Source organism: Bradyrhizobium sp., assembly GCF_030697065.1.
In the GTDB taxonomy this organism is placed as follows: domain Bacteria; phylum Pseudomonadota; class Alphaproteobacteria; order Rhizobiales; family Xanthobacteraceae; genus Bradyrhizobium.
Genome location: NZ_JAUYQU010000096.1, coordinates 1 through 21,755, shown reverse-complemented (window position 1 = coordinate 21,755; position 21,755 = coordinate 1). Strand labels below are relative to the sequence as shown.

At 65.0% G+C, this 21,755-nt stretch carries 22 protein-coding genes; 14 read left to right on the top strand and 8 right to left on the bottom strand.

From position 1 onward, the window contains the following. A partial coding sequence (locus tag Q8R73_RS07210) for an iron-sulfur cluster assembly scaffold protein (protein ID WP_371126053.1) occupies positions 1 to 156 on the bottom strand: 156 nt, incomplete at its 3' end. 253 nt (positions 157 to 409) lie between these two features. Between Q8R73_RS07210 and folE the strand changes: the two genes are divergently transcribed. The 5 genes from folE to Q8R73_RS07185 all read left to right on the top strand — a co-directional run bounded on the left by folE (position 410) and on the right by Q8R73_RS07185 (position 4,704). Beyond that, complete coding sequence (gene folE, locus Q8R73_RS07205) at positions 410 to 1,120, top strand: GTP cyclohydrolase I FolE (protein WP_305718852.1); 711 nt, start codon at positions 410 to 412, stop codon at positions 1,118 to 1,120. A gap of 28 nt (positions 1,121 to 1,148) precedes the next feature. Continuing rightward, on the top strand, positions 1,149 to 1,574 hold the full coding sequence (hisI, locus tag Q8R73_RS07200; RefSeq protein WP_305718851.1) for a phosphoribosyl-AMP cyclohydrolase: 426 nt from the start codon (positions 1,149 to 1,151) through the stop codon (positions 1,572 to 1,574). Positions 1,575 to 1,583: 9 nt separating this feature from the next. Further along, entirely contained in the window at positions 1,584 to 2,042 is a 459-nt protein-coding gene (locus Q8R73_RS07195; RefSeq protein WP_305718850.1) for an Lrp/AsnC family transcriptional regulator, read from the top strand. Positions 2,043 to 2,155: 113 nt separating this feature from the next. After that, positions 2,156 to 3,229, top strand: coding sequence for a transglycosylase SLT domain-containing protein (locus Q8R73_RS07190; RefSeq protein ID WP_305718849.1), 1,074 nt, complete (start codon positions 2,156 to 2,158; stop codon positions 3,227 to 3,229). Positions 3,230 to 3,528: 299 nt separating this feature from the next. Beyond that, positions 3,529 to 4,704, top strand: a complete 1,176-nt coding sequence (locus Q8R73_RS07185; protein ID WP_305718848.1) for a DUF2336 domain-containing protein — start codon at positions 3,529 to 3,531, stop codon at positions 4,702 to 4,704. A gap of 166 nt (positions 4,705 to 4,870) precedes the next feature. On the opposite strand, the gene Q8R73_RS07180 is transcribed toward Q8R73_RS07185, so the two are convergent. From Q8R73_RS07180 to Q8R73_RS07165, 4 genes are all read right to left on the bottom strand, one after another. Next, the gene (locus Q8R73_RS07180; protein WP_305718847.1) at positions 4,871 to 5,449 is read right to left on the bottom strand and encodes an Hpt domain-containing protein; all 579 of its coding nucleotides are present in this window, start codon (positions 5,447 to 5,449) and stop codon (positions 4,871 to 4,873) included. A 23-nt stretch (positions 5,450 to 5,472) separates the two neighbouring features. Next, on the bottom strand, positions 5,473 to 6,018 hold the full coding sequence (locus Q8R73_RS07175) for a response regulator (protein WP_305718846.1): 546 nt from the start codon (positions 6,016 to 6,018) through the stop codon (positions 5,473 to 5,475). Positions 6,019 to 6,123: 105 nt separating this feature from the next. Continuing rightward, entirely contained in the window at positions 6,124 to 6,903 is a 780-nt protein-coding gene (locus Q8R73_RS07170; RefSeq protein ID WP_305718845.1) for an NAD kinase, read from the bottom strand. A gap of 180 nt (positions 6,904 to 7,083) precedes the next feature. After that, entirely contained in the window at positions 7,084 to 9,129 is a 2,046-nt protein-coding gene (locus Q8R73_RS07165) for an autotransporter domain-containing protein (RefSeq protein ID WP_305718844.1), read from the bottom strand. A gap of 436 nt (positions 9,130 to 9,565) precedes the next feature. On the opposite strand from Q8R73_RS07165, the gene Q8R73_RS07160 reads away from it, so the two are divergent. Beyond that, complete coding sequence (locus tag Q8R73_RS07160; protein ID WP_305718843.1) at positions 9,566 to 11,782, top strand: caspase family protein; 2,217 nt, start codon at positions 9,566 to 9,568, stop codon at positions 11,780 to 11,782. A 54-nt stretch (positions 11,783 to 11,836) separates the two neighbouring features. Here Q8R73_RS07160 and Q8R73_RS07155 read toward each other — a convergent pair whose 3' ends face one another. Then, positions 11,837 to 13,996 (bottom strand): adenylate/guanylate cyclase domain-containing protein, encoded by a 2,160-nt coding sequence (locus Q8R73_RS07155; RefSeq protein ID WP_305718842.1) that lies wholly within the window; start codon positions 13,994 to 13,996, stop codon positions 11,837 to 11,839. A gap of 20 nt (positions 13,997 to 14,016) precedes the next feature. Continuing rightward, positions 14,017 to 14,682, bottom strand: a complete 666-nt coding sequence (locus Q8R73_RS07150; RefSeq protein ID WP_305718841.1) for a hypothetical protein — start codon at positions 14,680 to 14,682, stop codon at positions 14,017 to 14,019. A 351-nt stretch (positions 14,683 to 15,033) separates the two neighbouring features. Here Q8R73_RS07150 and Q8R73_RS07145 point away from each other — a divergent pair, with 351 nt between their 5' ends. Together Q8R73_RS07145 and Q8R73_RS07140 are read left to right on the top strand one after the other, a co-directional pair. After that, a complete protein-coding gene (locus Q8R73_RS07145; RefSeq protein WP_305718840.1) occupies positions 15,034 to 15,165 on the top strand; it encodes a hypothetical protein in 132 nt (43 codons plus the stop codon). A 106-nt stretch (positions 15,166 to 15,271) separates the two neighbouring features. Continuing rightward, positions 15,272 to 16,831, top strand: a complete 1,560-nt coding sequence (locus Q8R73_RS07140; protein ID WP_305718839.1) for a S10 family peptidase — start codon at positions 15,272 to 15,274, stop codon at positions 16,829 to 16,831. Between the two features lie 74 nt (positions 16,832 to 16,905). On the opposite strand, the gene Q8R73_RS07135 is transcribed toward Q8R73_RS07140, so the two are convergent. Then, positions 16,906 to 17,448 carry a lipopolysaccharide assembly protein LapB gene (locus Q8R73_RS07135; RefSeq protein ID WP_305718838.1) on the bottom strand — a complete coding sequence of 181 codons (543 nt, stop codon included), beginning with the start codon at positions 17,446 to 17,448 and terminating at the stop codon, positions 16,906 to 16,908. 278 nt (positions 17,449 to 17,726) lie between these two features. Here Q8R73_RS07135 and Q8R73_RS07130 point away from each other — a divergent pair, with 278 nt between their 5' ends. The 6 genes from Q8R73_RS07130 to Q8R73_RS07105 form a co-directional block, all read left to right on the top strand. Further along, positions 17,727 to 17,972, top strand: coding sequence for a His-rich protein BRANT (locus Q8R73_RS07130; protein WP_305718837.1), 246 nt, complete (start codon positions 17,727 to 17,729; stop codon positions 17,970 to 17,972). Positions 17,973 to 18,226: 254 nt separating this feature from the next. Further along, the gene (locus Q8R73_RS07125; protein ID WP_371126052.1) at positions 18,227 to 18,616 is read left to right on the top strand and encodes a hypothetical protein; all 390 of its coding nucleotides are present in this window, start codon (positions 18,227 to 18,229) and stop codon (positions 18,614 to 18,616) included. A 290-nt stretch (positions 18,617 to 18,906) separates the two neighbouring features. Then, positions 18,907 to 19,626 carry an outer membrane protein gene (locus tag Q8R73_RS07120; RefSeq protein WP_305718835.1) on the top strand — a complete coding sequence of 240 codons (720 nt, stop codon included), beginning with the start codon at positions 18,907 to 18,909 and terminating at the stop codon, positions 19,624 to 19,626. Positions 19,627 to 19,887: 261 nt separating this feature from the next. Continuing rightward, positions 19,888 to 20,151 (top strand): hypothetical protein, encoded by a 264-nt coding sequence (locus Q8R73_RS07115; protein ID WP_371126051.1) that lies wholly within the window; start codon positions 19,888 to 19,890, stop codon positions 20,149 to 20,151. 427 nt (positions 20,152 to 20,578) lie between these two features. Continuing rightward, complete coding sequence (locus Q8R73_RS07110; RefSeq protein WP_305718833.1) at positions 20,579 to 20,959, top strand: hypothetical protein; 381 nt, start codon at positions 20,579 to 20,581, stop codon at positions 20,957 to 20,959. Further along, a partial coding sequence (locus Q8R73_RS07105; protein WP_305718832.1) for an alpha/beta fold hydrolase occupies positions 20,956 to 21,755 on the top strand: 800 nt, incomplete at its 3' end. The genes Q8R73_RS07110 and Q8R73_RS07105, both read left to right, overlap by 4 nt.

The following is a 21,755-nucleotide window of genomic DNA, read 5'->3' as shown; positions in this document are numbered from 1 at the left end:
GACGACCGGTCCGTCCAGCTTGAGGTCGATCTTGACGGTGGAGCCGCACAGCTTGGAATGCGCCGTGGCACTGGCGTCGGGGTCGGGGAGGCGGCCGATCCGGGGAATATTGCCCGCGAGTTCGATGATCCGCTTGTTGTAAATGTCGTTCAGCATGGATCGAGGCCTCGGCTTCCCAGGCGCGACCGCCCCTGACCGCCCTTTGCGGCTCTTGGCGGCAGCACGCTGCAGTCCTATATATGGTCGCAGGCGGCGGAAATACAGCCCGGCCGACGCATCCCCGGCGTCCGAAATGGAAGCCTATTCGGCGGCGATGGTGCTAACATAGTGGGACTCAGGCGCCCGGCGGCCAACCGCCCCGTCTGCCCGGTGACACTCCGGTCTTGATGACCGGTCGAACGGAGTTGACATGGACGCTTTGATCAAATCGCTCCGGCCCGGCAAGCCTTCTGATATCAAGCCTTCCGACGTGAAAAACCCGGAAGTGCGGCCTGCCGAACTTGATCCCGCCGAATTTCTCGCCGCGGCCGTCCGCGCCGACCAGCCGCGGCCGTCCCGTGCCGAAGCCGAAGCGGCGGTGCAGACCCTGCTCGGCTATATCGGTGAAAACACCGGCCGTGAGGGCCTGCTGGATACGCCGCGCCGGGTGGTTGAAGCCTATGACGAACTGTATCAGGGCTATCACCAATGTCCGGCGGAGGTGCTCGATCGCACCTTCGGCGAGACCGCGGGCTATGACGATTTCGTGCTGATCCGCGACATCGAATTCACCTCGCAATGCGAGCATCACATGATGCCGTTCTACGGCAGGGCGCATATTGCCTATACGCCGGTCGAGCGGGTGGTGGGCTTGTCGAAGCTGGCGCGCCTGACCGATATTTTCGCGCGCCGCCTGCAGACCCAGGAGCATTTGACCGCCCAGATCGCGGCGGCGATCGACGAGGTCCTGAAACCCCGCGGCGTTGCAGTGATGCTCGAAGCGGAGCATACCTGCATGTCGGTGCGCGGCGTCGCCAAACATGGCGCGATGACGTTCACCAGCCGCTTTACCGGCATGTTCCGCGACAATCCGGCGGAGCAGGCGCGTTTCATGTCAATGGTGCGAGGGCCGCAGCGCTGACCCTCGCCAGTCATCGCGAGGACGGCCCGTGTCCCCATCCGCAGACAGCAACGACATCGAGGAAGGGCTGAAGTTTCAGCCCAAATTCGACGCGTCAGGCCTCGTCACCTGCGTCGCCACCGACGCCGGCAGCGGCGAGGTGCTGATGGTCGCGCACATGAACGACGAGGCCCTGCGCAAGACCATCGCCAGCGGCGAAGCCTGGTATTTCAGCCGCTCCCGCCAATCGCTGTGGCGCAAGGGCGAGAGCTCCGGTCACACCCAGCGCGTGGTCGAGATGCGGCTGGATTGCGACCAGGACGCGATCTGGATCCGGGTCGAGCAGGCAGGTGCGGCCTGCCACACCGGCCGTCGCTCGTGCTTCTACCGCGCGGTGACCCCGGGCGACGCCGGCGCGCAATTGGCGTTCGTCGATGCGGACAAGCTGTTCGATCCGGCCAAGGTCTATCGGTAGGGCCGCCCGATGAGTCAATTCGACGACATCGACCGGAAACTGCTGACCTCGCTGCAGGAGAACGATCGCGTGCCGCTCGCCGAACTCGGCAAGACGATCGGCGTCGCGACCTCGACGCTGAACGACCGGTTGAAGCGGCTGATGCGGCAGGGCGTCATCAGCGGCTTTCATGCCAGGCTCTCGCCCGAAGTGCTCGGTCTCAACCTGCTGGCATTCGTCTATGTCGGTTGGAGCGATCCGAAAACCGAGCAGGCCTTCCTTGACGCGATTGTGCGGATGCCCGGCGTACTCGAATGCCACCACGTCACCGGCACCTGGAATTATCTGATGAAGGTACGGGTGCGGACGACCCGCGATCTCGAAACCTTCCTCGCGGCCTTGAAAGGCATCGACGGCGTGCAGCGCACCGAAACCGTCATCGTGCTGTCGACCTCGAAGGAAACCCACGCCGTCGATGTGAACGGCTAGCTTCGGGTTAACCCGTCATTAACCATAAGCGTCGCAGGGTTGTCGAAGGCCTGAGCGCCGCCTGTCGCCGATCTGGCCGGGCGGTGGTTTCGCGAGGAGCGGGGCACCAACAGATGGCGGTCGACTCGTTAAACGCCACGGCAACGGCAGGTGTGGAATCGTCGCGCGCGCGCATTGCCGGCGCGATCAAGCAGGCCGCCGATACCACCGGCACCAGCTTCGAATACATGCTCGCCACTGCCAAGATGGAATCCAACTTCAATCCGAAGGCGGCCGCCACCACCTCGTCGGCGCGCGGGCTTTACCAGTTCATCGACCAGACCTGGCTCGGCACCGTAAAGGAAGCCGGCAGCCAGCTCGGCTACGGAAAGTATGCCGACGCCATCACCCGACACCGGTCCGGCGGCTATTCCGTCAGCGATCCCGCCGCCCGCGACGCGATCATGAAGCTGCGCAACGACCCCGAGGCCGCCTCGACGATGGCGGCGGTGTTTGCCCAATCCAACAGCTTCAAGCTCACCGGCAGGATCGGGCGACGCCCGACCGACGGCGAACTCTATATGGCGCACTTCATGGGCGCCAACGGTGCGGGCAAGCTGATCTCGAATGCCGAGAACAATCCGAACGCCTCTGGTGCGGCGTTGTTTCCCAACGCCGCCGCGGCCAACCGTCCGATCTTCTACGACAGGGCGGGGCGCGCGCGCAGCGTCTCCGAAGTCTATTCGGTGCTGGACGCGCGCTATGCCAGCGCCGCCAATTCGCAGGCGACGCGCACCGCGATGGCGTCGGTCGGTGGCGAGGCGCCGCGGCGCGTGATGCTGGCCAGCGCCACGCCGGCCACGGCGCCGGTCGACAATGCCGCTTATCTCTCGAGTTTTCCGGAGTCCCGCGCCGTGACGCCGGCCACCATGTCGTTCGCCTCGGCGCAGACAGCTCCGCAGCCGACCGATCCGATCTTTCGTTCCCTGTTCCAGGCCGGCGAGCGCGCCCAGCCGCTCTCGCCGGCGGTTCAGGAATTGTGGGGCAATACCTCGTCGCTGACTCTGGTTTCGTCAGCGACCTCGGTTTCGTCAGCCACTTCGGTTGAATCCACGAACGCGGCGCAATCCCTGTCGGGACGCACGCCCGAAGTCCGCCCGCCAGGCCGGCTCGATCTGTTCAGCGATCGCCTCGGCATCTTCAGCTAGCTGGCGCGTGTCCCGGGCGCGATGCAGCGCGCAACGCTGCTTCACCGGGACCATACTTTTCTCCCTTAGCGATCGCCCCGGATCTGCAGCGCATTGCCATGGTGCCTCGAAGACGCGCGTGAATGCACTTATGATGCTGCGCTGCGCCCGGGGCACGGCAACGGCCCAACCGCGCCCCTTAACAAAACGTCAATAAACCCAGCCGTTTATGGTGAACCCTTTGTTAAGCGTCGTGGTTTATTTTTCCTTGCAGTGGCATCGCGTCACGGTGTCGTCGGGTTGCGTAGGCCTCCAGGGTCATGATTGTTCGGCAGTTCATCAGTTGGATACGTACCGCCCCGGCAGGCGAGCGGGCAGAGGCAACGCGGTCGCTGGCGCGGGCCTGGCTCATTTCGGATTTGTCCGAGGACGATCGCGCCGCCGCCGAAGGCGCGCTGTTGATGCTGCTCGACGATGCATCGCCGCTGGTGCGCCAGGCCATGGCCGAAGTGTTTGCGCGCAGCTCCGAGGCGCCCGCCGGCATCGTGCAGGCGCTGTCGCTTGACCAGGCGTCGGTCGCTCTACCTGTTCTCGAACATTCACCGCTGCTGATCGATGCCGATCTCGTCGACATCATCGCGACAGGCAATTGCCCGATGCAATGCGCCATCGCCCGCCGCATCAATCTGCCGCCCTCGGTCTGCGCCGCGATCGCCGAAGTGGGCTCAGCCGCAGCAGCGCTCGAGCTGATCGAGAACGCCTATGCCGAGCTCGCCCCGTTCTCATGGGACCGCATCGTCGAGCGCCACGGCCATCTCGCTGCGATTCGGGAATCGATGCTGGTGCTGGAGGATTTGCCGGCCGCGACACGGCTGGCGCTGGTTGCCAAGCTGTCGGAAACGCTGGCGCGGTTCGTGGTCGCCCGCAACTGGCTGAGCGCGGACCGGGCAGGGCGGATCGCGAGCGAGGCGCTCGACCGCTCCACCGTCAATATCGCGGCGCGTTCGCGCGGCGACGACATGTGCGGCCTGGTGCGGCATCTGCGCGCCACCGGCCAGCTCACCGCCGGCCTGATCCTGCGCGCGCTGCTGTCCGGCAATCTTGAACTGTTCGATGCCGCGCTGTCGGAATTGTCCGGACTGCCGCTGGCGCGCGTTTCCGCGCTGCTGCACGACCGCGGCGGCGCCAGCCTGCAGGCGCTGTTGCGGCGCGCCGGCCTGCCACCCTCGACCTTTCCGGCGTTCCAGATGGCGCTCGAAGTATGCCAGGAGACCGGATTCGTCGACAGCATCGGCGGCGCGGCGAGGTTGCGTCGCCGCATGGTCGAGCGCGTGCTGACCCATTGCGAAACCGATCCGCAGGCCGCCGAGCCGCTGTTGATCCTGCTGCGGCGCTTCGCTACGGAGTCGGCGCGGGAGGAAGCCCGCCTGTTCTGCGACGAACTGGTCGCCGATGAGGCGATCGCGCCGCTGCAGCACGAGCCGATCGCGGCGTAGCGATCCTGCATCGACACATTCAGCTGTCGTCCCTGCGAACGCAGGGAGCCATCATCACCGATGCTGAGGATTGCAAAAGGTATCTCAACGCCGCGCTCTGATCGACAGTGCACGGCGTATGGGTCCCTGCGTTCGCAGGGACGACGAACGGAGAGAGTGCGCTATCTCACTCCGCCGGCGCGATGCTCGGCGCCAGCACGGCTTCGAGATGCTCGGGACGGTCGCGATTGGCATGGGCGAGGAATGCATCCGCGATGCCGCGCAGCTGCTTGCTCAACTCGCCGGCGGTGGCGGCGGTGTCGAGCTTGGTGCGCTCGCGCACGATGGCTTGGATGGCGTTGATGTGATGGGCGATCAGGTTGGAGGGCACCTCGTCGAGATCGGGGGCGTGCTCGATGATCCGGCACAGGCTTTCGGCGGCGGCGCCGGCGGAGGGGAATCCGAACGTGGCGGCATCGCCCTTGATGTCGTGGGCGGCGCGAAACAGCTCTTCGCGCGTGACCTCGGTAAAGCCGTCCCGGAGGATGGCGGCGTGGGCGTCCGACAGCCGGTCGGCTTCGATCGCCATCCAGTTCTTGAATTCGCCGGACAGGCCGGCAAGCGCCTTTTCGGCACGCGCGACCGGATCGTCGAGGTCCCGTTCGGCGACGCGCCGCAGCACGTTTCGCAGCGGATTGGGCTGGGTGATGACGTGATGGTCGGCGAAGGTCGAGATCTGCACCGGTGCGGACTTGCTTTTCGCCATGATGGATTCCTCGGGCTCCCGCGCTAGATGGTGGACCGTGCCTTGTCGAGCAGCGACGGCTGCTGCAGCACTTCCACCTCGCCGCCGATGCGGCGCTCGGGGCCGATATAGGTGTTGGTGGTGTTGCGGCGGCGGTCCGGGCCGAAATAGGTCTTGGTCTTGATGAACGGGCGCGGATTGGCGACGACGTTCAGGATGCGCTGATAGAGCCCCTTGGCCGAGATCGGTTTGGCCAGGAATTCGGTGACGCCGGCGTCGCGCGCCACGGTAACGCGCCGTTTCTCGGAGTGCCCGGTCAGCATGATGATCGGGGCGTAGGGATTGCCCTTGGATTCCGGCTGCCGGATCATCTGCGCCAGTTCGAGGCCGTCGAAAATCGGCATCGACCAGTCGGTGATGACGATGTCGGGAACGTAATGGCTGTACATTTCCAGCGCGGTCGCGCCGTCCTCGGATTCATAGACCTCGCGCGCGCCGAACGAATGCAGCAGCGTCCGCAGGATGCGGCGCATGTGCGGATTGTCGTCGCAGACGAGAAAGCGCAGCTTGTTGAAGTCGATGCGAAACATGGCGCGGCCCTGAGGGCAGAGACCAGCAACGGTATACCCGGCGTTAACCATATCGCGGAGCCGGTTAACGAATGGTTGCGATCCCGGCTCGCATCCGCACGGCGTTCAATAGTTGAATTGCTCGCTAAGGATGCGTTCTTCGAGGCTGTGGCCGGGGTCGAACAGCATCCGCATCGAGATGGTCTTGTCCGAAAGCACCTCGACCCTGCGGACGTCGCGGGCCTCGTCGTGGTCGGCTACCGCCGCGACCGGGCGCTTGTCGCCTTCCAGCACCTCGATGACGACGTAGGCGGTGTTCGGGAGCAGGGCGCCGCGCCAGCGTCGCGGCCGGAAGGCGCTGATCGGGGTCAGCGCCAGCAGCGCCGCGTTGATCGGCAGGATCGGTCCCTGCGCCGAAAGATTGTAGGCGGTGGATCCGGCCGGCGTCGCCACCATGATGCCATCGGCGATCAACTCGGCCATGCGCTGGTGCTCGTCGATCAGGATTCGAAGGCGCGCCGCCTGATGGGTCTGGCGAAACAGCGAGACCTCGTTGATGGCGTGATGCAGGTGCACCACGCCATGCACGTCGGTGGCGCGCATCAATAGCGGATGGATCACGGTTTCCCGCGCGGCGGCGAGGCGGGCGTGCAGGTCGGCGGTGCTGAACTCGTTCATCAGAAAGCCGACGGTGCCGCGATGCATGCCGTAGATCGGCTTGTTCGAGCGCATGTGCCGGTGCAGCGTCTGCAGCATCAAGCCGTCGCCTCCGAGCGCCACCACGATTTCGGCGTCATCGGGGTCGTGATTGCCGTACAGCGCCGTCAGCTGGGCCAGCGCCGCCTGCGCTTCCGCGCCAGGGCTCGCGACGAAGGCGATCCGGTCATATCGCTTGGGGCTGGTCATGGATTTTCTGGCTCATCTCGGCGCGCCGGCGGGAGCGGGTGCGTGCAAGGTCGTCTATACGACCTTGACCGGGCTTGTCGAGGCGAGCAGGGCGTGGCGGCGTCACAAAAACCGGCGGGCGGCCGCTCGACGCGACCGCCCGAAAGGCTTGCCGAGTTCGCCGGGCGAACTCGCTGGAGATCAGAACTTGGCGACGACGGGACCGGCGTTGAAGCGGTAGTTCAGGCCGATCTTGGTGAGTTGCACGTCGGTGCGCGAGGTCAACAACGTGGTGCCGTCGCTGGCCAGTCCGGTCCGCGTTCCAAAGCCCATGTAATCGTATTCGGCCTTGGCCGACCAATTGGCGCTCAGTGCGAATTCGGCGCCAATGCCGATGGTCCAGCCGACGCGGGTGTCTTCGGTCGAGATGCCGTTGATCAGGGCGCCGGCCTGGTTGTTACAGGTCCGCGCATTGCCCGGCACGTTGAGCGGTCCCACGATGCAATTCGCCGAGACGGTCTCGTTGACGAACGCGGCACCACCCTTCACGTAATAAAGGGTGCGGTCCCAGGCATAGCCCACGCGGGCGGTTGCCGATGCCAGCCAGTTCAGCCGCGTGTCGCAGGTCAGGAAGAACGGGCTGAAGCCGCCGGGAATGCCGGCCGCATCCAGTCCGGTATCGGTGCCGCAGGTCCGTCCGCCCTTGAGATCGGCCCAGCTTGCATCGGCTTCGACGCCGAGCACGAACTTGTTGGCCATCTGGTAGTTGTAGCCGATCTGGCCGCCGCCGAGCACGCCGGCCGAACGGGTGCCTGCCGTCTGGCCGTAACCGACGAAGCCGATGTCGTCACGTCCATAGCCCGCGCCGCCATGGGCGCCGAGATAGAGCCCGGTCCAGTTCACGTAGGTCATCACCGGCGGCAGCGCCTTGACCCGCGCCTTGGTCGGCATGACCGACGCCAGCAGTTCCGGGGTGAATTGGTATCGAACGCCTGCGGTGCCCGACCAGCTCTCGATGGTCTCGCCGTTGCGGTAGTCGACGCGCGCAAATCCGAGCCAGCCGGTGTTCAATACCTGCCCGGCCATGCCGAGCGAGTACTGGCCATAGGTTCCGACTCGCGAGGTCGTGGTCGCGGCGCTGAAGGTGGCGGCGGAGAACCCGCCCGGCACCGGCACGCCGGGTCCGAAGAAATTGCAGTTCGGGCAGGTATTGAAGTTCGAGGTGATGTCGCCGGCGAATTCGTGGAAGACGCTTGCCGTGAAGAAGGGCGTGAGCGCCAGGTTTCCGGACTGCAGGGAGGTGCCGACGCGGATGCTGGCGCGACCGATCTGGCTGGTGACGTCGTTGATCTTCAGGGTGCCGGAGATGTTCGCTCCCTGTCCGACGCCCGGCTGGCCGACCGACGAGAAGGAGTCAAAGCTGGTCCTGGCATAGGTGAAGCCGGCCGAGGGCTCGATGAACCAGTTGTTCGCGAGCGCGAAATTGTAACCGGCGTTAATCGCAAACGAGGTGCCGCGACCGGAGAACGGCTGCGAGAAGAAGCCGGCGCCGGCATTGCTCAGCGAAATATTGTAGAAATCCTGCTTCAGCAGCGCATCGGCGAAGAACCGGCCGTAGGTCGCGACCCCGTAGGTACCGACAAAGGGAATCTGGATTTTGCTGGAGAATCCGTTGTTGAGGGAGGTCGAATCCGATTCGAGATAGCCGGCGGTGGTACCGAGGTGCAGGTTCCAGCCGTTCCAGTTCAGCCGCGCGGTGTCGGCGCCGATCTGAAAACCGGCATAGTTTTCACGGATCTGGTTGTTGCAGTTGACCGTCGTGGTTTGGTCGAGCGTGGCGGGCGGCGATTGGTTGAGAGTCTGCGTGGTGGACGTGCTCGACACCGTGGCCTGGCCGCCGGTGGCGCGTCCCCAGATCCCGCCACCCGGGGAATTTGGCGGTGGATTGCCGGGCGCGGACACGAATGCGCTTCCTTGTCCCGCCTGGAAAACCGTATTGGCGTTGCTGGTCGCCGCCGAAATCTGGGCGGAAAGGGAACTGGCAAACTGACCGAGCAGGCCCGCTCCGGGTCCTGTTGTCCCGGGCGGCACGCCGATGCCTGCCGGCCCTGCGATATTCGTCACGTTGCAGTTTTGCGCCAGCGCGGCGGTGGGCGCCGACAGCAGCATGGCGAAGGCCAGTCCGGCCAGGACCCTGAACTTGTTGTGCTGAAGCACGCGCGACTTTGCAACGAGAAGAACAGTCATGCCAAATCCCCAGTCCCGTAATAAGAATCAACGCAAAATACGCGGCGGTCCCTCAAAACTTTAAGTCAGGAATTCGCGAGCCGAAAGCGCAACGAGGCGAATGCCATGTTTCGAAGCTGTGATTATCGGGCCGTGTAACATTGAGGCCACAGGTTCCGGCCGGGTGCGTCGAAATACCCTTCAAATGAAGGGCTGCGGCCCGATATCGATCGGCGGAATCAGACGCTTTGCAAGTGACCCAAATCACATTGGGAGGGAACCCGGTTTGGCACATTGCGGCACCAACGCTGCGTCAAATGACCGCCCGTTGATCGACGAGGTCAGAGACGATAATATTCATTGAGCGGAGGATTTCGGGCCAGCACCCGCAATGCCGCTCTCCCGTAACGCTCAGCCAGGATTCGCGCCGCCGAAGTTGCACCGCGCCGGAAGGAAAATGATAAAGCGCCTCGTCTCATTGGCGGCACTGATCGGAGGGGCCATTCTTGCAATGGCTTCCGAAGCCGCATGGGCAGAGAAGCGCGTCGCGCTGATCGTCGGCAATTCGAGTTACCAGATCGTTCCGCAGCTTCCCAATCCCTCGAGGGATGCGAACGCCGTGGCCAAAATGTTTAGGGATGCGGGCTTCGATTCCGTCGATGTTCAGCTCAACGTCAGCAACCTCGAATTCAAGCGCGCGATCCGGCGCTTCCAATCAACGGCGGATCAGGCCGACATCGCCGTGGTCTACTACGCCGGTCACGGCCTCGAATTATCCGGAACCAATTACCTCGTTCCTATCGATGCCAGGCTCGCCAGCGACCGGGACGCTGAAGACGAGGCGATTCTGCTGGAGCGCCTGGTTTCGGCGGCTGATGGCGCTAAACGGCTGCGGCTCGTCATACTGGACGCTTGCCGCGACAATCCTTTCGTCAACACCATGCGCCGCGAACGCAAGGGCGTCACCCGAGCGGTGGTGTCGGGTCTCAGCAGGGTGGAGCCGACCAGCACCGACACCCTGATCGCCTATGCCGCGAAGGCCGGGTCGACCGCCGACGACGGCGATGGCCTGCACAGCCCTTTCACCGCAGCGGTACTGAAAAACCTGACCGTTCCTGGTCTCGATGTCCGGCTCGCCTTCGGCCGGGTCAGGGACGAGGTTTTGAAGATTACCGATAACCGGCAGGAGCCGTTCGTCTACGGCTCGCTCGGCGGCGGCAATATTTCGCTGGTGCCGGCTCCCGCGGGCGCGCAGGACGCGCCCATGATCGACGTCAAGGCCGACTTTGAACTGGTCCAGAAAATCGGATCGCGGCGGGCCTGGGAGGTGTTCCTCGGAACCCATCCGAGCGGTTTCTATGCCGATCTGGCGCGCGCGCAGATGGAGAAGGCAAACCAGGCGCCGCCCGCCAATATGACAGTTGCCGCCCTGCCGCCGCAGAGCTCGCCCTCAACCCGCGAGACCTCCTCGAAGGAAGCACTGGAGTGGGACAGGCTGAAGGACTCAACCGATCCGGCGGCGCTGCGGCGATTCATCCGGCGCTATCCGGATTCACCCTTGTCGATCACGGCTGAGCAGCGGATGGATCTGCTCGAGAAAGCCGCCAGGGAGCGCGAGGAGCAGGCGCGTGCCGCGCGCGAGGCGGCGCGCAAGGCCGCGGAAGAGGCGCTTCGGGAGGCCAACCAGCGCAAGGCCGAACTGGCTGCTGCGAAGAAGCGCGAAGAAGACGAACGCCGCGCGCTGGCGGCGGAGGCTGCAGCGAAAGCCAGGGCGGCCGCGGCGGAACTGGCGGCTGCGAAAAAGCGCGAGGAAGAGGAACGCCGCGCCAAGGCCGCCGAAGCCGCACAACTGGCCAAGGCCGCGGAAGCCGAGCGCAAGGCTGCCGAGGCCAAACAGAAGGCCGACCTGGCCGAGCGAGAGAAGGCAGCCAGGGAAGCCGCCGCTTTGCGCGCCGCGAGCGAAAGGCAGGCCCGGGAAGCCGAGGCCGCGCGCAAGCAGGCGGAATTGGCCTCGGCCCGCGAAGCCGCCTGCAAGTCCGAACAGGGCAAGCTCGAGGACCTCATCGCCAAGGGCAGCGAGGGTTCGGGCCTCGAGGACCTCAAGTCCTTCTCCAAGACCGTCGGCTGTGACCGGCTTCGGCCGCTGGTCGTCGCCAGCCTCGGCAAGTTCAACGCCGAGGCGGCCAAGCGCGCCGCGGCGATGCCCAATTCGCCCGAGTTGCTCCGCTCGGCTCAGAGCCAGCTGATCCGGCTCGGATGCCTGACCGGCAAAGTCGACGGCACGCTCAATGCGCCCACCAAGGGCGCGCTCAGCCGTTACCTGTCGATCGGGGGACAGCCGACCGAGAACGTCAGCGTGACCGAAGCCCTGGTTGCGGAACTGACCAAGCATAGCTCGCGCGTCTGCCCGATCGAGTGCCGCGCCGGCCAGACCCTGAAGGGTGAGACCTGCGTCGCCGACGAGAAGCCGAAAGCGCCGCCGGCCGTCGCCGCGCGCCCCAAGGACGACGAAGACGACGCGCGGTCGCGCCGGAAGAAGGGCGGACGTCAGGCGGATCGCGAACAGCGGGCGAAGCCGGCGCCCCGCGCGCGCCAGCAGGCCGTGGCCCGGCCGAGCATCGTCAGCGGCGGCCGCAGCGGCGGGGCCAGCGCGATGATCGGCGTCGGGTTCTGATCTGAAGGGGCGCGTCCCCCGGCGGTCTCGCCGGGCCTCGATCGCTGATCCCGTTCACTTCTCCTGCAGGGTCCGCACCGGATCCCATTCGCCTGAAGGCGTCTGTTGCCCCTGCATCCTCGCTCGCTCGAGGAACATCCGGGATGGCCGGTCGATCTCGGCGGTCTGCGCGAAACCCTTTTCGGCCAAAGAAAATTCGCCGGCGCGCCAGTGAGCGAGCCCCCTGGCATAGGCCGCCGCGACCGCGGTTTGCTCAGGCGTCAGATCGGTCGCCAGCGCCAGCAATTGGTAGATTTTAAGCTGATTGTCTCGCCCCTTGACGCGGATGGTGTCGAGTTCGCGCCATGCAAATGTCTCGCCGGTCAGGGCGACCGTGGTTTCCGAGGCGATCACGGTGGTGCCGTAGAATTTATTGGCGCCTTCAAGCCGCGAGGCGAGGTTCACGGCGTCGCTCATGACCGAATAGTTGAAGCGCCGCCGCGATCCGAAATTGCCGACCAGCGCGTCCCCGGAATTGATCCCGATGCGCTGCGCCACCTTGCTGCCGCCGAACGCCGCGGCGCTGCGGTTGAGCTCTTCGAGGCGCTTGCAGCAGTCCAGCGCGGCGCGCAGCGCATTGCCGGCATGGTCGGGGTCGTCGGCCGGCGCGCCGAACACCGCGACGATGGAATCGCCGATATACTTGTCGACATAGCCGCCATGGCCTTCGATGATGTCGGTCATTTCGGAAAGGTATTCGTTCATCAGCGCCATCAGGGCTTCGGGCGACATCGTTTCCGCGATCCGCGAAAATCCCTCGAGGTCGGAAAACAGCACCGTCACATGGCGGGTTTCGCCGCCCAGCACCGGCAGCGTGTTCGACGCCAGCATGCGGTCGATCACGTCGGGAGCGAGATACAGCGCGAAGCTCTTCTGCAGCAACCGGCGGTCCTTGTCGGTGATCATGAAACGATAACCGACCATGGCAGCCAGCGCGGCGAAGCCGGCAATGAACGGCTCGCTGAGCGGCAGCACCAGCGCGTGGTTGAATGCGGCCGTGGCTCCGATCACGTAAACCGCACTCGCCCCGAGAAACGTCAGCACCGCGGCGAGCGGCTTGAGCATTCGCGCGGCGAGAGCCGCCAGCGCCGCGGCCAGGGCCGCGATCAGCGCGATCGGAAGCCGGCCGAGTTCGACGGCCGCATTGCGGGCGATCAGGTTGTTGACGGCGGTGGCATGGATATAGACGCCGGCAATGTCCCGGCGCTGGAAGCGGCCGCTGACCGGCTGCTCCGGCAGTGCGCAGCGCGGCGCCCGCGCGCCCTCGATCCCGGTGGCGAAACGCTTCGATGTCCGCTGACGATCCTCCGACGCCAGCACCATGCCGAGGATGACGACCTTGCCCTCGAACTGGCGCCGAAAGAAATCCTTGTCGCCCTTCGCGGCGCATGCGGTCAGGTCGGCCAGCGAATAGGTCGGGATGTCGTCCGCGCCGCCCTTGAAATTGAGTGTCATGGTGTTGGGTACGGCGCCCGGAATCCGGTAGCCGGCCAGCGCGGCCGTTCCGTCGGCCTTCGATTCCGGCTTGGCGCCGAGCGCGCGCGACGCCAGTTCGAGCGCCATCGAGGGCAGCGGGTTGCCGTCCACCGTAAACGTCAGTGGCACCCGGCGCACGATATCGTCGCGGTCGGTATAGACGTTGAGCGCCCGCAGGTTCTGTTGCTGGCGAACCGCGATGCGCTGCCCCGGCGACGGCCGGATCGGCTGGTCGCCACGCAGGACTTCCCCCAGCACCACCTTGCCGGCGGAGGAAGCCGCCGCGAGCGCCCGCAGAAAATCGCGGTCGAAGCCGCGGACTCTTTCGCCGAACAGGCCACCGCCGAAAGGGATCTCTGACTGCTCGATCGACTTCTCGAACACGATGTCGAAGCCGACGACTTTGGCGCCGCCCTCGACGATGGCGCCGAGAACGCGGCCGATCTCACCGGTCCATGTCAGCGTCGGCGAGCCCTTGAAGGGCGGCGCCTGGTAGGTTTCCTCGTCGATCGCGACCACGACCGCCGGCGATGAGGCGGGATCCTGCCTGCCGCCGAACGCCTCCCAGCGCAGCGCGGTGAGAATGTCGATCGACAGGCCGTGGGCGATGTTGAACACGGGCGAGACGGAGACCGCGGCGCAGATCAACACGATGGCGGCGAAGGCAATGGCGTCCCGCGTCTTGCGCCCGATGTTCAAGGTCTGATGCCCGGCACGACCTATTCCATGCGCAGCAGGCGGCCGACGATCGGCGTCGGACCGGCCTTGGCCTGGGGATCGATCCGGAACACGACCCTGCGGGATGCGAAGGTGGCCGCATAGGTGGCGCCCGGCGTGAGCGAATTGGCGGTGCCGGCGAGATCGTAGAACCGGCCCTTCAACTGATTTCCGCTGAGGTCAAATTGCTGGCGCTCGCCCTTCTGGTCGAGGCGTTCGAACACGAGCGTGCCGCGCCCTTTGGCCTCGACCAGGGGCGAGGTGCCGTAGAGCGTCAATGGCGGGCCGGCTGGCGAGGCGCCTTTCCCCAGGCTGCGGACGACACTGGCGGCGACGTCGCTGGTCGCCCTTGTTGTCGCGTGCACCTGCGCCGGATCGCAGTTCGTCCTGGTGGCTTCGACCTCGGCGAGGTGGACCATGCTCTCATCCTCGCCGACGATTACCGTACCGGTGCCGTTGATGGTTTCGCGCCGGCAGGATTTCATGTAGCCGACCACGATCGAAGCGCCCTGTCCGAGCTTGATGACCTTTCCCGGCACGACATAGTCCATGAACTCGGCGCCGGTGACGTTGCCCTGAACCTCCTCCACGACTGCAACCGGCGCCTGGGCGGTCGCGGATCCCGCAAACCCCATCACGCCGATAGCCACGACAATCGCTTTCTTCATTGCAAAACCTCACTCCACGAGGCGAAGCCGGGGCCGAATTGAGCCGGTTGCTCCGCAAGCCATCGAAAACCGGCAGGTCCCTTGTTTCGCTTCGCCGCCTCACAGGGACGAAGGAAGTATCACACCGCTAGCTTGGTCGCCTTCAGGAGTGTGTGATCTATATCACATAACCGCGAATTGCGATGAATCGGCTCGAACTCATAATACATCGGCGGACTCAAATCGAGCTTGGTCCGTTGGTGTGCAGGGCGCCGCAACGCCAAGTGTGTGAGCGGGATCACGGCGGCGACGGCCGATCCGGCGTAACCTTCCATCATTCACGGGCAATTGATGTCCCGGATGAGGATGGCAATGAGCAGTATCATTACGACGTTCAAACCCGCGCTGCTGGCGATCGACGCTGGCATCACGCGCGCAATTTCGTGGTTCTGGATGGCCACGCTGCAGGCGCAGCTCCGGCACGAGCACGAGCCGCAGCATTGATCCGGTCGCCGTACGCTTTCGAGGCGCTGGCGCAATCGTGATTGTCATCGTCCTGCTTTTGTTGCGAACAGTATCCTACTGTCGCGGGGGCAGGGAGAGCAACGGAATGGCCAATTGCCTCGTCGCGCCGCGCCATCTGCGCTTCGCGCTTGTGTTCCTCGCATTGTCGCTGACGACGGGCGCGCGCGCCCAGGATGCGCCGCAGCAGCCCCGGCAACATCAGGCGGCAACGCCGTCGGAAAAGGCGAGTGCGAACAATCCTTCGAATCCGCCCGCAGCCGCAGGCCGGCTGCCGCCGGATTCGACCACCCGGCATACACTCGCGCTGCCCGGCCGGACGCTCGACTTCACCGCCACCGCCGGCTCGATTCCGCTGTTCAACGACAAGCGCGAGCCGCAGGCCGATATCGCCTTCACCGCCTACCAGCTCACCGGAGCCGATCCGCGCACCCGCCCGGTGACCTTCCTGTTCAATGGCGGGCCGGGCGCGTCCTCGGCCTGGCTGCAATTAGGCGCGGCCGGACCGTGGCGGCTCGCCATCAACGCCGACACGGTGACGTCTTCCGCGTCGCCGGATCTGTTGCCCAACGCCGAGACCTGGCTCGACTTTACCGATCTGGTCTTCATCGATCCCGTCGGCACCGGCTACAGCCGCTTCGTCGCGACCGGCGATGAGGTGCGCAAGCGGTTTTATTCGGTCGACGGCGACGTCAATGCGATCGCGCTGGTGATCCGCCGCTGGCTGGAGAAATCCGATCGGCTGCTGTCGCCGAAATTCGTCGCCGGTGAAAGTTATGGTGGAATTCGCGGCCCGAAGATCGTGCGCAATCTGCAGGTCGAGCAGGGCGTCGGGGTGAGGGGCCTCATTCTGGTATCGCCGCTGTTCGACTACCGCGAATTCACCGGCACCAGCCTGTTGCAATATGTCTGGAGCCTTCCTTCGATGACGGCGGTGGCGCGCGAGATCAAGGCCGGCGAGGGAGGGGTGACCCGGGCCGACCTCGCCGACGTCGAGGATTATGCGCGAGGCGAATTCCTGGGCGACCTGATCCGGGGAACGGCCGATGTAGCGGCGACGACCCGGCTCGCCGACAAGGTGGCCGCATTGACCGGGATCGACCAGGCGGTGAGCCGCCGGCTGACCGGGCGGCTTGGCGTCGGCGAGTTTCGCCGCGAGTTCGACCGCCGCAACGGCAAGGTGACCGGCCGCTACGACGCCTCGGTTTCCGGCTTCGATCCCTTTCCGGATTCGAGCTTCCATCGTTTCGGCGATCCCTCGGGCGAGCCGCTGGCCGCGCCGCTGACCAGCGCGGCGGCCGATCTCACAAGGCGCAAGCTCAACTGGCGGCCGGACGGCTCCTACCATTTGCTCAACGGCGCGGTGCACGGCGCCTGGGATTTCGGCCGCGGCATCAATCCGCCGGAGTCGCTCTCCCAGCTGCGGCAGATCCTCGCGCTCGATCCAAACCTCAAGCTGCTGGTGGCGCACGGGCTGTTCGATCTGGCGACGCCGTATTTCGGCTCGAAGGTCCTGCTCGATCAATTGCCGGCCTACGCCTCGTCCGATCGCGTCAAGCTGGTGGTCTATCCGGGCGGCCACATGTTCTATTCGCGCGACGGCGCGCGACAGGCGTTTCGCGGCGAGGTCGAGGCGTTGACGAAGTAGCGCCATTGCAACGAAAAGCCGGCGCAACCGAATGGCGATTGCGCCGGCCCGTCGAACGTCGCGTTGACAAGAAATCAGTAAGCGGGCCCGGTGCCGGGCGGCTGTTCGAGCGCAGCGGCCAGCGAGCGATATTCCTCGCTGCCGGTGCCGCTCAGCTCGGCGATCCGGTTCAGGTGATATTGCGCGGAATAGCGGTTGCCCTGTTCAACCTGCCACAGGCCGTAATACTGCCAGGTCTTGACGTGGGTCGGATCCGCCTTCAGCGCGCGCTCGTACCAGAGCTGCGCGACCTTGTAGTCGCCGAGCTTGCGATAGGAATAGCCGATCAAATTGGCAACGGCGGCGCTGTCGTCGCGGCCGAGCGCCTTCAACTGCGGAATCGCGGCAGCATAGTCGCCGCGATCGAAGATCGTGGCGTAAGCCGCGCGATAGCCCTTGGCGAAGGTGGTGTCCTCGATGCCGGGTTTGACTTCGCTGGATTTTTTCTTCTTGCCCTTGTCCGACGACGGAGGCGGCGACTCGTCAGGCGCGGCGTAAACTTGGGTGACGACGGGTGCCGTGACCAGCGCCATCGCGAATATTGCCAGCGTCAAAACCCTGGCCGCAAATCTGCTCATGCATCTCTCCTGATTTCCGATAGGCAATCCTACACCGACGCCTGTTGATTTGAACACCTGCCTCACCGGTACATTCCCGCAGAGCCCGCCAAAATTTCAGCGATTTCCGAAGTCGTCCGCGCGCGCACGTCGGAGCAACGACATGACGAACATGTCATCGACATGAACGAAGTCCGCAGGCGCGCTTCAGATTAGGTTCAGCGCGTGGGCAATAGGTTCAATGGCATGATCGACGGGCCCGCTCATCCGACCGGCCACCTGGCGATTTCAGGAGGGACATGACCATGCTGAAGACCATTTCCGCCGCGCTGCTTGCGGTATCCGTGCTTGTGGTGGCGGCGCCGGCGATGGCCCACGGTCCGGGCCGGACCGCACATGGCCCGGGGATCGGGACCGTGTATGTGCATCCGGGCGTGTTCGGCGCCAATGCCAGGATGGGCCGCCACCATTATCGCCATCATTCCCATCCCCGACATCACCACAGGCATTTCCGTCATCACCAGCGCTTCCACATTCATCGCTGAAACTGATCCGCGGGGAGCGGCTTCATCCACATTGCCCCCGCCGCGCTTCGCGGATACAGCCCGGCCCGCCGCCATTGCTTCCCCAATGGCGCGGGCCGGTACTTCTTGCGGCAAGCCTTTGCGCAAGGGTTGCCGGCACGACCGTCGAGGAAGATGCGAATTCCATTTGGCGCGGGGAGGGTCTAGAACGGGCATGAAGAAGCCGGGGGAATGAAGGGTTGCTTTTGGGGATATCAGCAAGGCACGTGGCGATCCTGCTGTTGCCGATCGGGTTTGCGTCCTGCGCGGGCAGCGACGAGAGCAGGAGCATCACTTATACCGACGATCGTGGCGTCGCCAACCAGCCATACCCCACCAACCACCGCGCCGAAATCCTGGCGCTCATGAAGACCTATCTCAACAACCCCGTCGGCGTGCGCGAGGCGGCCATGGCGGAGCCTGTGCAGCGCACCGTGGGCGGCCGGTTGCGCTATGTCAGCTGCCTGCGCTTTGCCACCAGGGATTCCGCCGGCTCCTATCGCGAGCAGCGTAGCGCGGTCCTTTTCGTCGACGGCCGGCTGGATCGCGTCCTCGAAAACGCCGGGGAGCCGTGCGCCGGCGTGGCCTATGCGCCGTTTCCGGAACTGGAGAAGATGACGCGGTAGGCAGCCCGCGGCCGCCTCGCGGGCTTGCCGGGGCATGCCAAGGGTTTCGCCCGGTCGATCCGATCACATTTCGGAGAGGGTTTGAACCTGACCCTTGGTTCGCGAGACGCAGCCTATAGCTGCGAGGCGGGCGGTTACGGCAAATAAACCGGAATCGTGCTGGAACCAAAACGCCTTGTTGCCGCGCCGTCACAGTTAAGAACCATCGCGGCTCCGGCAATGCCGCGAAGCAACCAAATTGAGGCCACGTTGTTTGATTGTTGTCGATGGCGAAAGAACGGGGAACAGTCATGAAGAAGTTTTTGCTCGGCGCAGCCACCTTGATCGCCTTAGCCGCTCCCGCGGTTGCGGCCGATATGCCGCCGCGCCCCTATTCCAAGGCTCCGGCGTATACCGCCCCGGCGGTGGTCTACAACTGGACCGGCTTCTACGTCGGCGGCCATGTCGGCGGCGGCTTTGCGGGTGACAACAGCCTGCAGAGCAGCGATGTCCGCTTCATGGGCGGCGTGCAGGGTGGTTTCGACTACCAGTTCTCCCAGAACTGGGTGATTGGCGCCGAAGCCCAGTACAGCTGGCTCGGCGGCGGCAATACCAATAGCGGTGTGCTGTTTCCGGCCGGCACGCTGGTCACCGGCAGCGCCAACGACCAGCTTGGCTCGGTCACCGGCCGGCTCGGCTATACCTGGGGTCCGGCGCTGCTCTACGCCAAGGGCGGTTATGCCTGGCGCGACACCAATAATATCGGCGTGAGCATTGCCGGTGTGCCGCAGCCCTTCGCCACCAGCGGCAACCGCAAGGACGGCTACACCGTCGGCGCGGGCCTCGAATACATGTTCGCGCCGAACTGGTCTGCCAAGGCCGAATACCAGTATTACGACTTCGGCAAAACCACCATTACCGCCGGCCCGGCCGACGTCGTCGGTGCCGGCTTTCGCAACGACGAGCACACCGTCAAGGTCGGCCTGAACTACCGCTTCGGCTGGGGTGGCCCGGTCGTCGCCAAATACTGAGCGGGTACAGCTCCGAAGCGAGAAGGCCGGCCCTGCGCCGGCCTTTTTTGTTGCGGTCCAGGCAAAGCCCGGGACGACCAGCAACGCCGGAGCCCCTGGCGATTGGAGGTCGCAGCTTCAGCCGGCTGTCGTACGGCTGACATAGGACTCGACCATCTCAATGACTGACGACCCCAGCTTCCGCTGAAAATAAATTTTGCAGCCGGCGGAACTTGGCCTCGCAATAGGTTATTATGGTGTCGTCGGTGGTGGACAACGAACATGCGTGTTTTCCTGTTAGGACTTTCTCTAGCGGCCGTCTCGGCGCCGTGCCTTGCCCAAACCGTCCTGAAATCCGAACCCCTCGTGCTTGCCCCCTATGAGGTCGCCTACGTGCAGGACCCCTCCTGCGCGGCAGGCAAGGTGCTCAAGGTGACCGGCGCCATCAGGGGCCTGCACCGCAAGAAGGTTTGCGTGACGTGGACCGGCGATCAGGCCTCGCTGACGGTGGCTACGCCGCCCGTCGAAGCGTTGTCCGGCCTGTAAACGGCGGCGCGCCGCCGGCGGACGAATGAACTCATCCATTTTGGCCGGGCCCTCCTCGGGCCGGGCAGGGTTGCAACATGGCCTCGAATCGCCCGCGCCCGGGCAATCAGCGGCGGTCGACTTCCGGGCCATCCGGCCGGGAGTCCTGAGTCGTAAACGAGTCCTGAATCCCCGCAAAAATTTCGTGCGAGACTCCCGGGGTAGAATCGCCGGATGTTTTCCGGGCCATGAAGATGACCCTGCAAACCTCCTGCGAACGTGTGCATGTCACGCTTGCCGTCGCGCTGCTGGCCGCCTGCGCGGCCAACCTGGTGCTGGTATGCGCCTGGCTTTAGGCGGTTGACGGCGGCGCCAATCCCCTGATCATGCGAGGCAACCGGCTGGGGCGCGCGGCGCACCGGATTTGCAGGCGAGGGGGAGGCCCAAGGTGTTCGAGGCGATGTTCGAGACGCTCAAGGCGCGAGTCAACGAGGATGAAGCGCTGGTCCGGCGCGGGCGCTTTCTCACCACCAGTTTTCTGATAGAGGCCGGCCGGGCCGCCTGGCTGGTCCAGATCTTCGAGGGCAGGGTGGTTTCGGTCACGCCGGGTCCCTTCGTGATGCCGTCGTCGTCCTTCGTGCTGCGCGCGGCCGAGGAAGAGTGGCAGAAATTCTGGTCGAGCCGGCCGCCGCCCGGCTCCAATGATCTGATGGCGCTGATCAAGCGGCGCGCCCTGAGGGCTGAGGGCAACCTGCAGGTCTTCATGGCCAATCTCCGCTACTTTAAGGAAGCGCTGGCAAAACTTCGCGCCGCGGGGACGGGCGCATGACCGCGACATTCGAGCCGGTCATCGGCCGCTACATGCATCTGGATCTGTTCGGACGGCCGCACCGCATCTATGTCGAGGAGGCGGGGGAGGGCACGCCGCTGCTGTGCCTGCACACCGCCGGCTCCGACGGAAGGCAATACCGCGCGCTGATGAACGACGCGCGCGTCACGGCCCGCCACCGCGTCATCGCCTTCGACATGCCCTGGCACGGCAAATCGTCGCCGCCGGCGGGCTGGCACAATGAGGAATACCAGCTGACCTCGGCGCAATACACCGCCATGATCCTCGAGATCGCGGCCGCGCTCGAACTCGACCGGCCGATCGCGATGGGCTGTTCGATCGGGGGCCGCATCGCGCTGCATCTGGCGCTCGAACATCCCGAACGTTTCCGCGCCATCATCGGCCTGCAGGCCGGCGCCCATGTCGATCCCTATTACGACCTGAATTTCCTGCACCGGCCCGACGTCCATGGCGGCGAAGTCGCCGCCGCCATCGTCTCCGGCCTGGTCGGCCCCGACGCGCCCGACGGCGAGCGCTGGGAAACACTGTGGCATTACATGCAGGGCGGCCCCGGCGTCTTCAAGGGCGACCTCTATTTCTACAAGCTCGACGGCGACATCCGCGGCCGCGTCGCGCAGATCGACACCGGCAAATGTCCGCTGTTCCTGCTGTCGGGCGAATACGACTATTCCTGCACGCCGGAAGAAACGCTCGCGGTGGCGGGCAGTATTCCCGGCTGCGAGGCCACCATCATGCAGGGTCTCGGCCATTTTCCGATGAGCGAAAATCCGGCGGA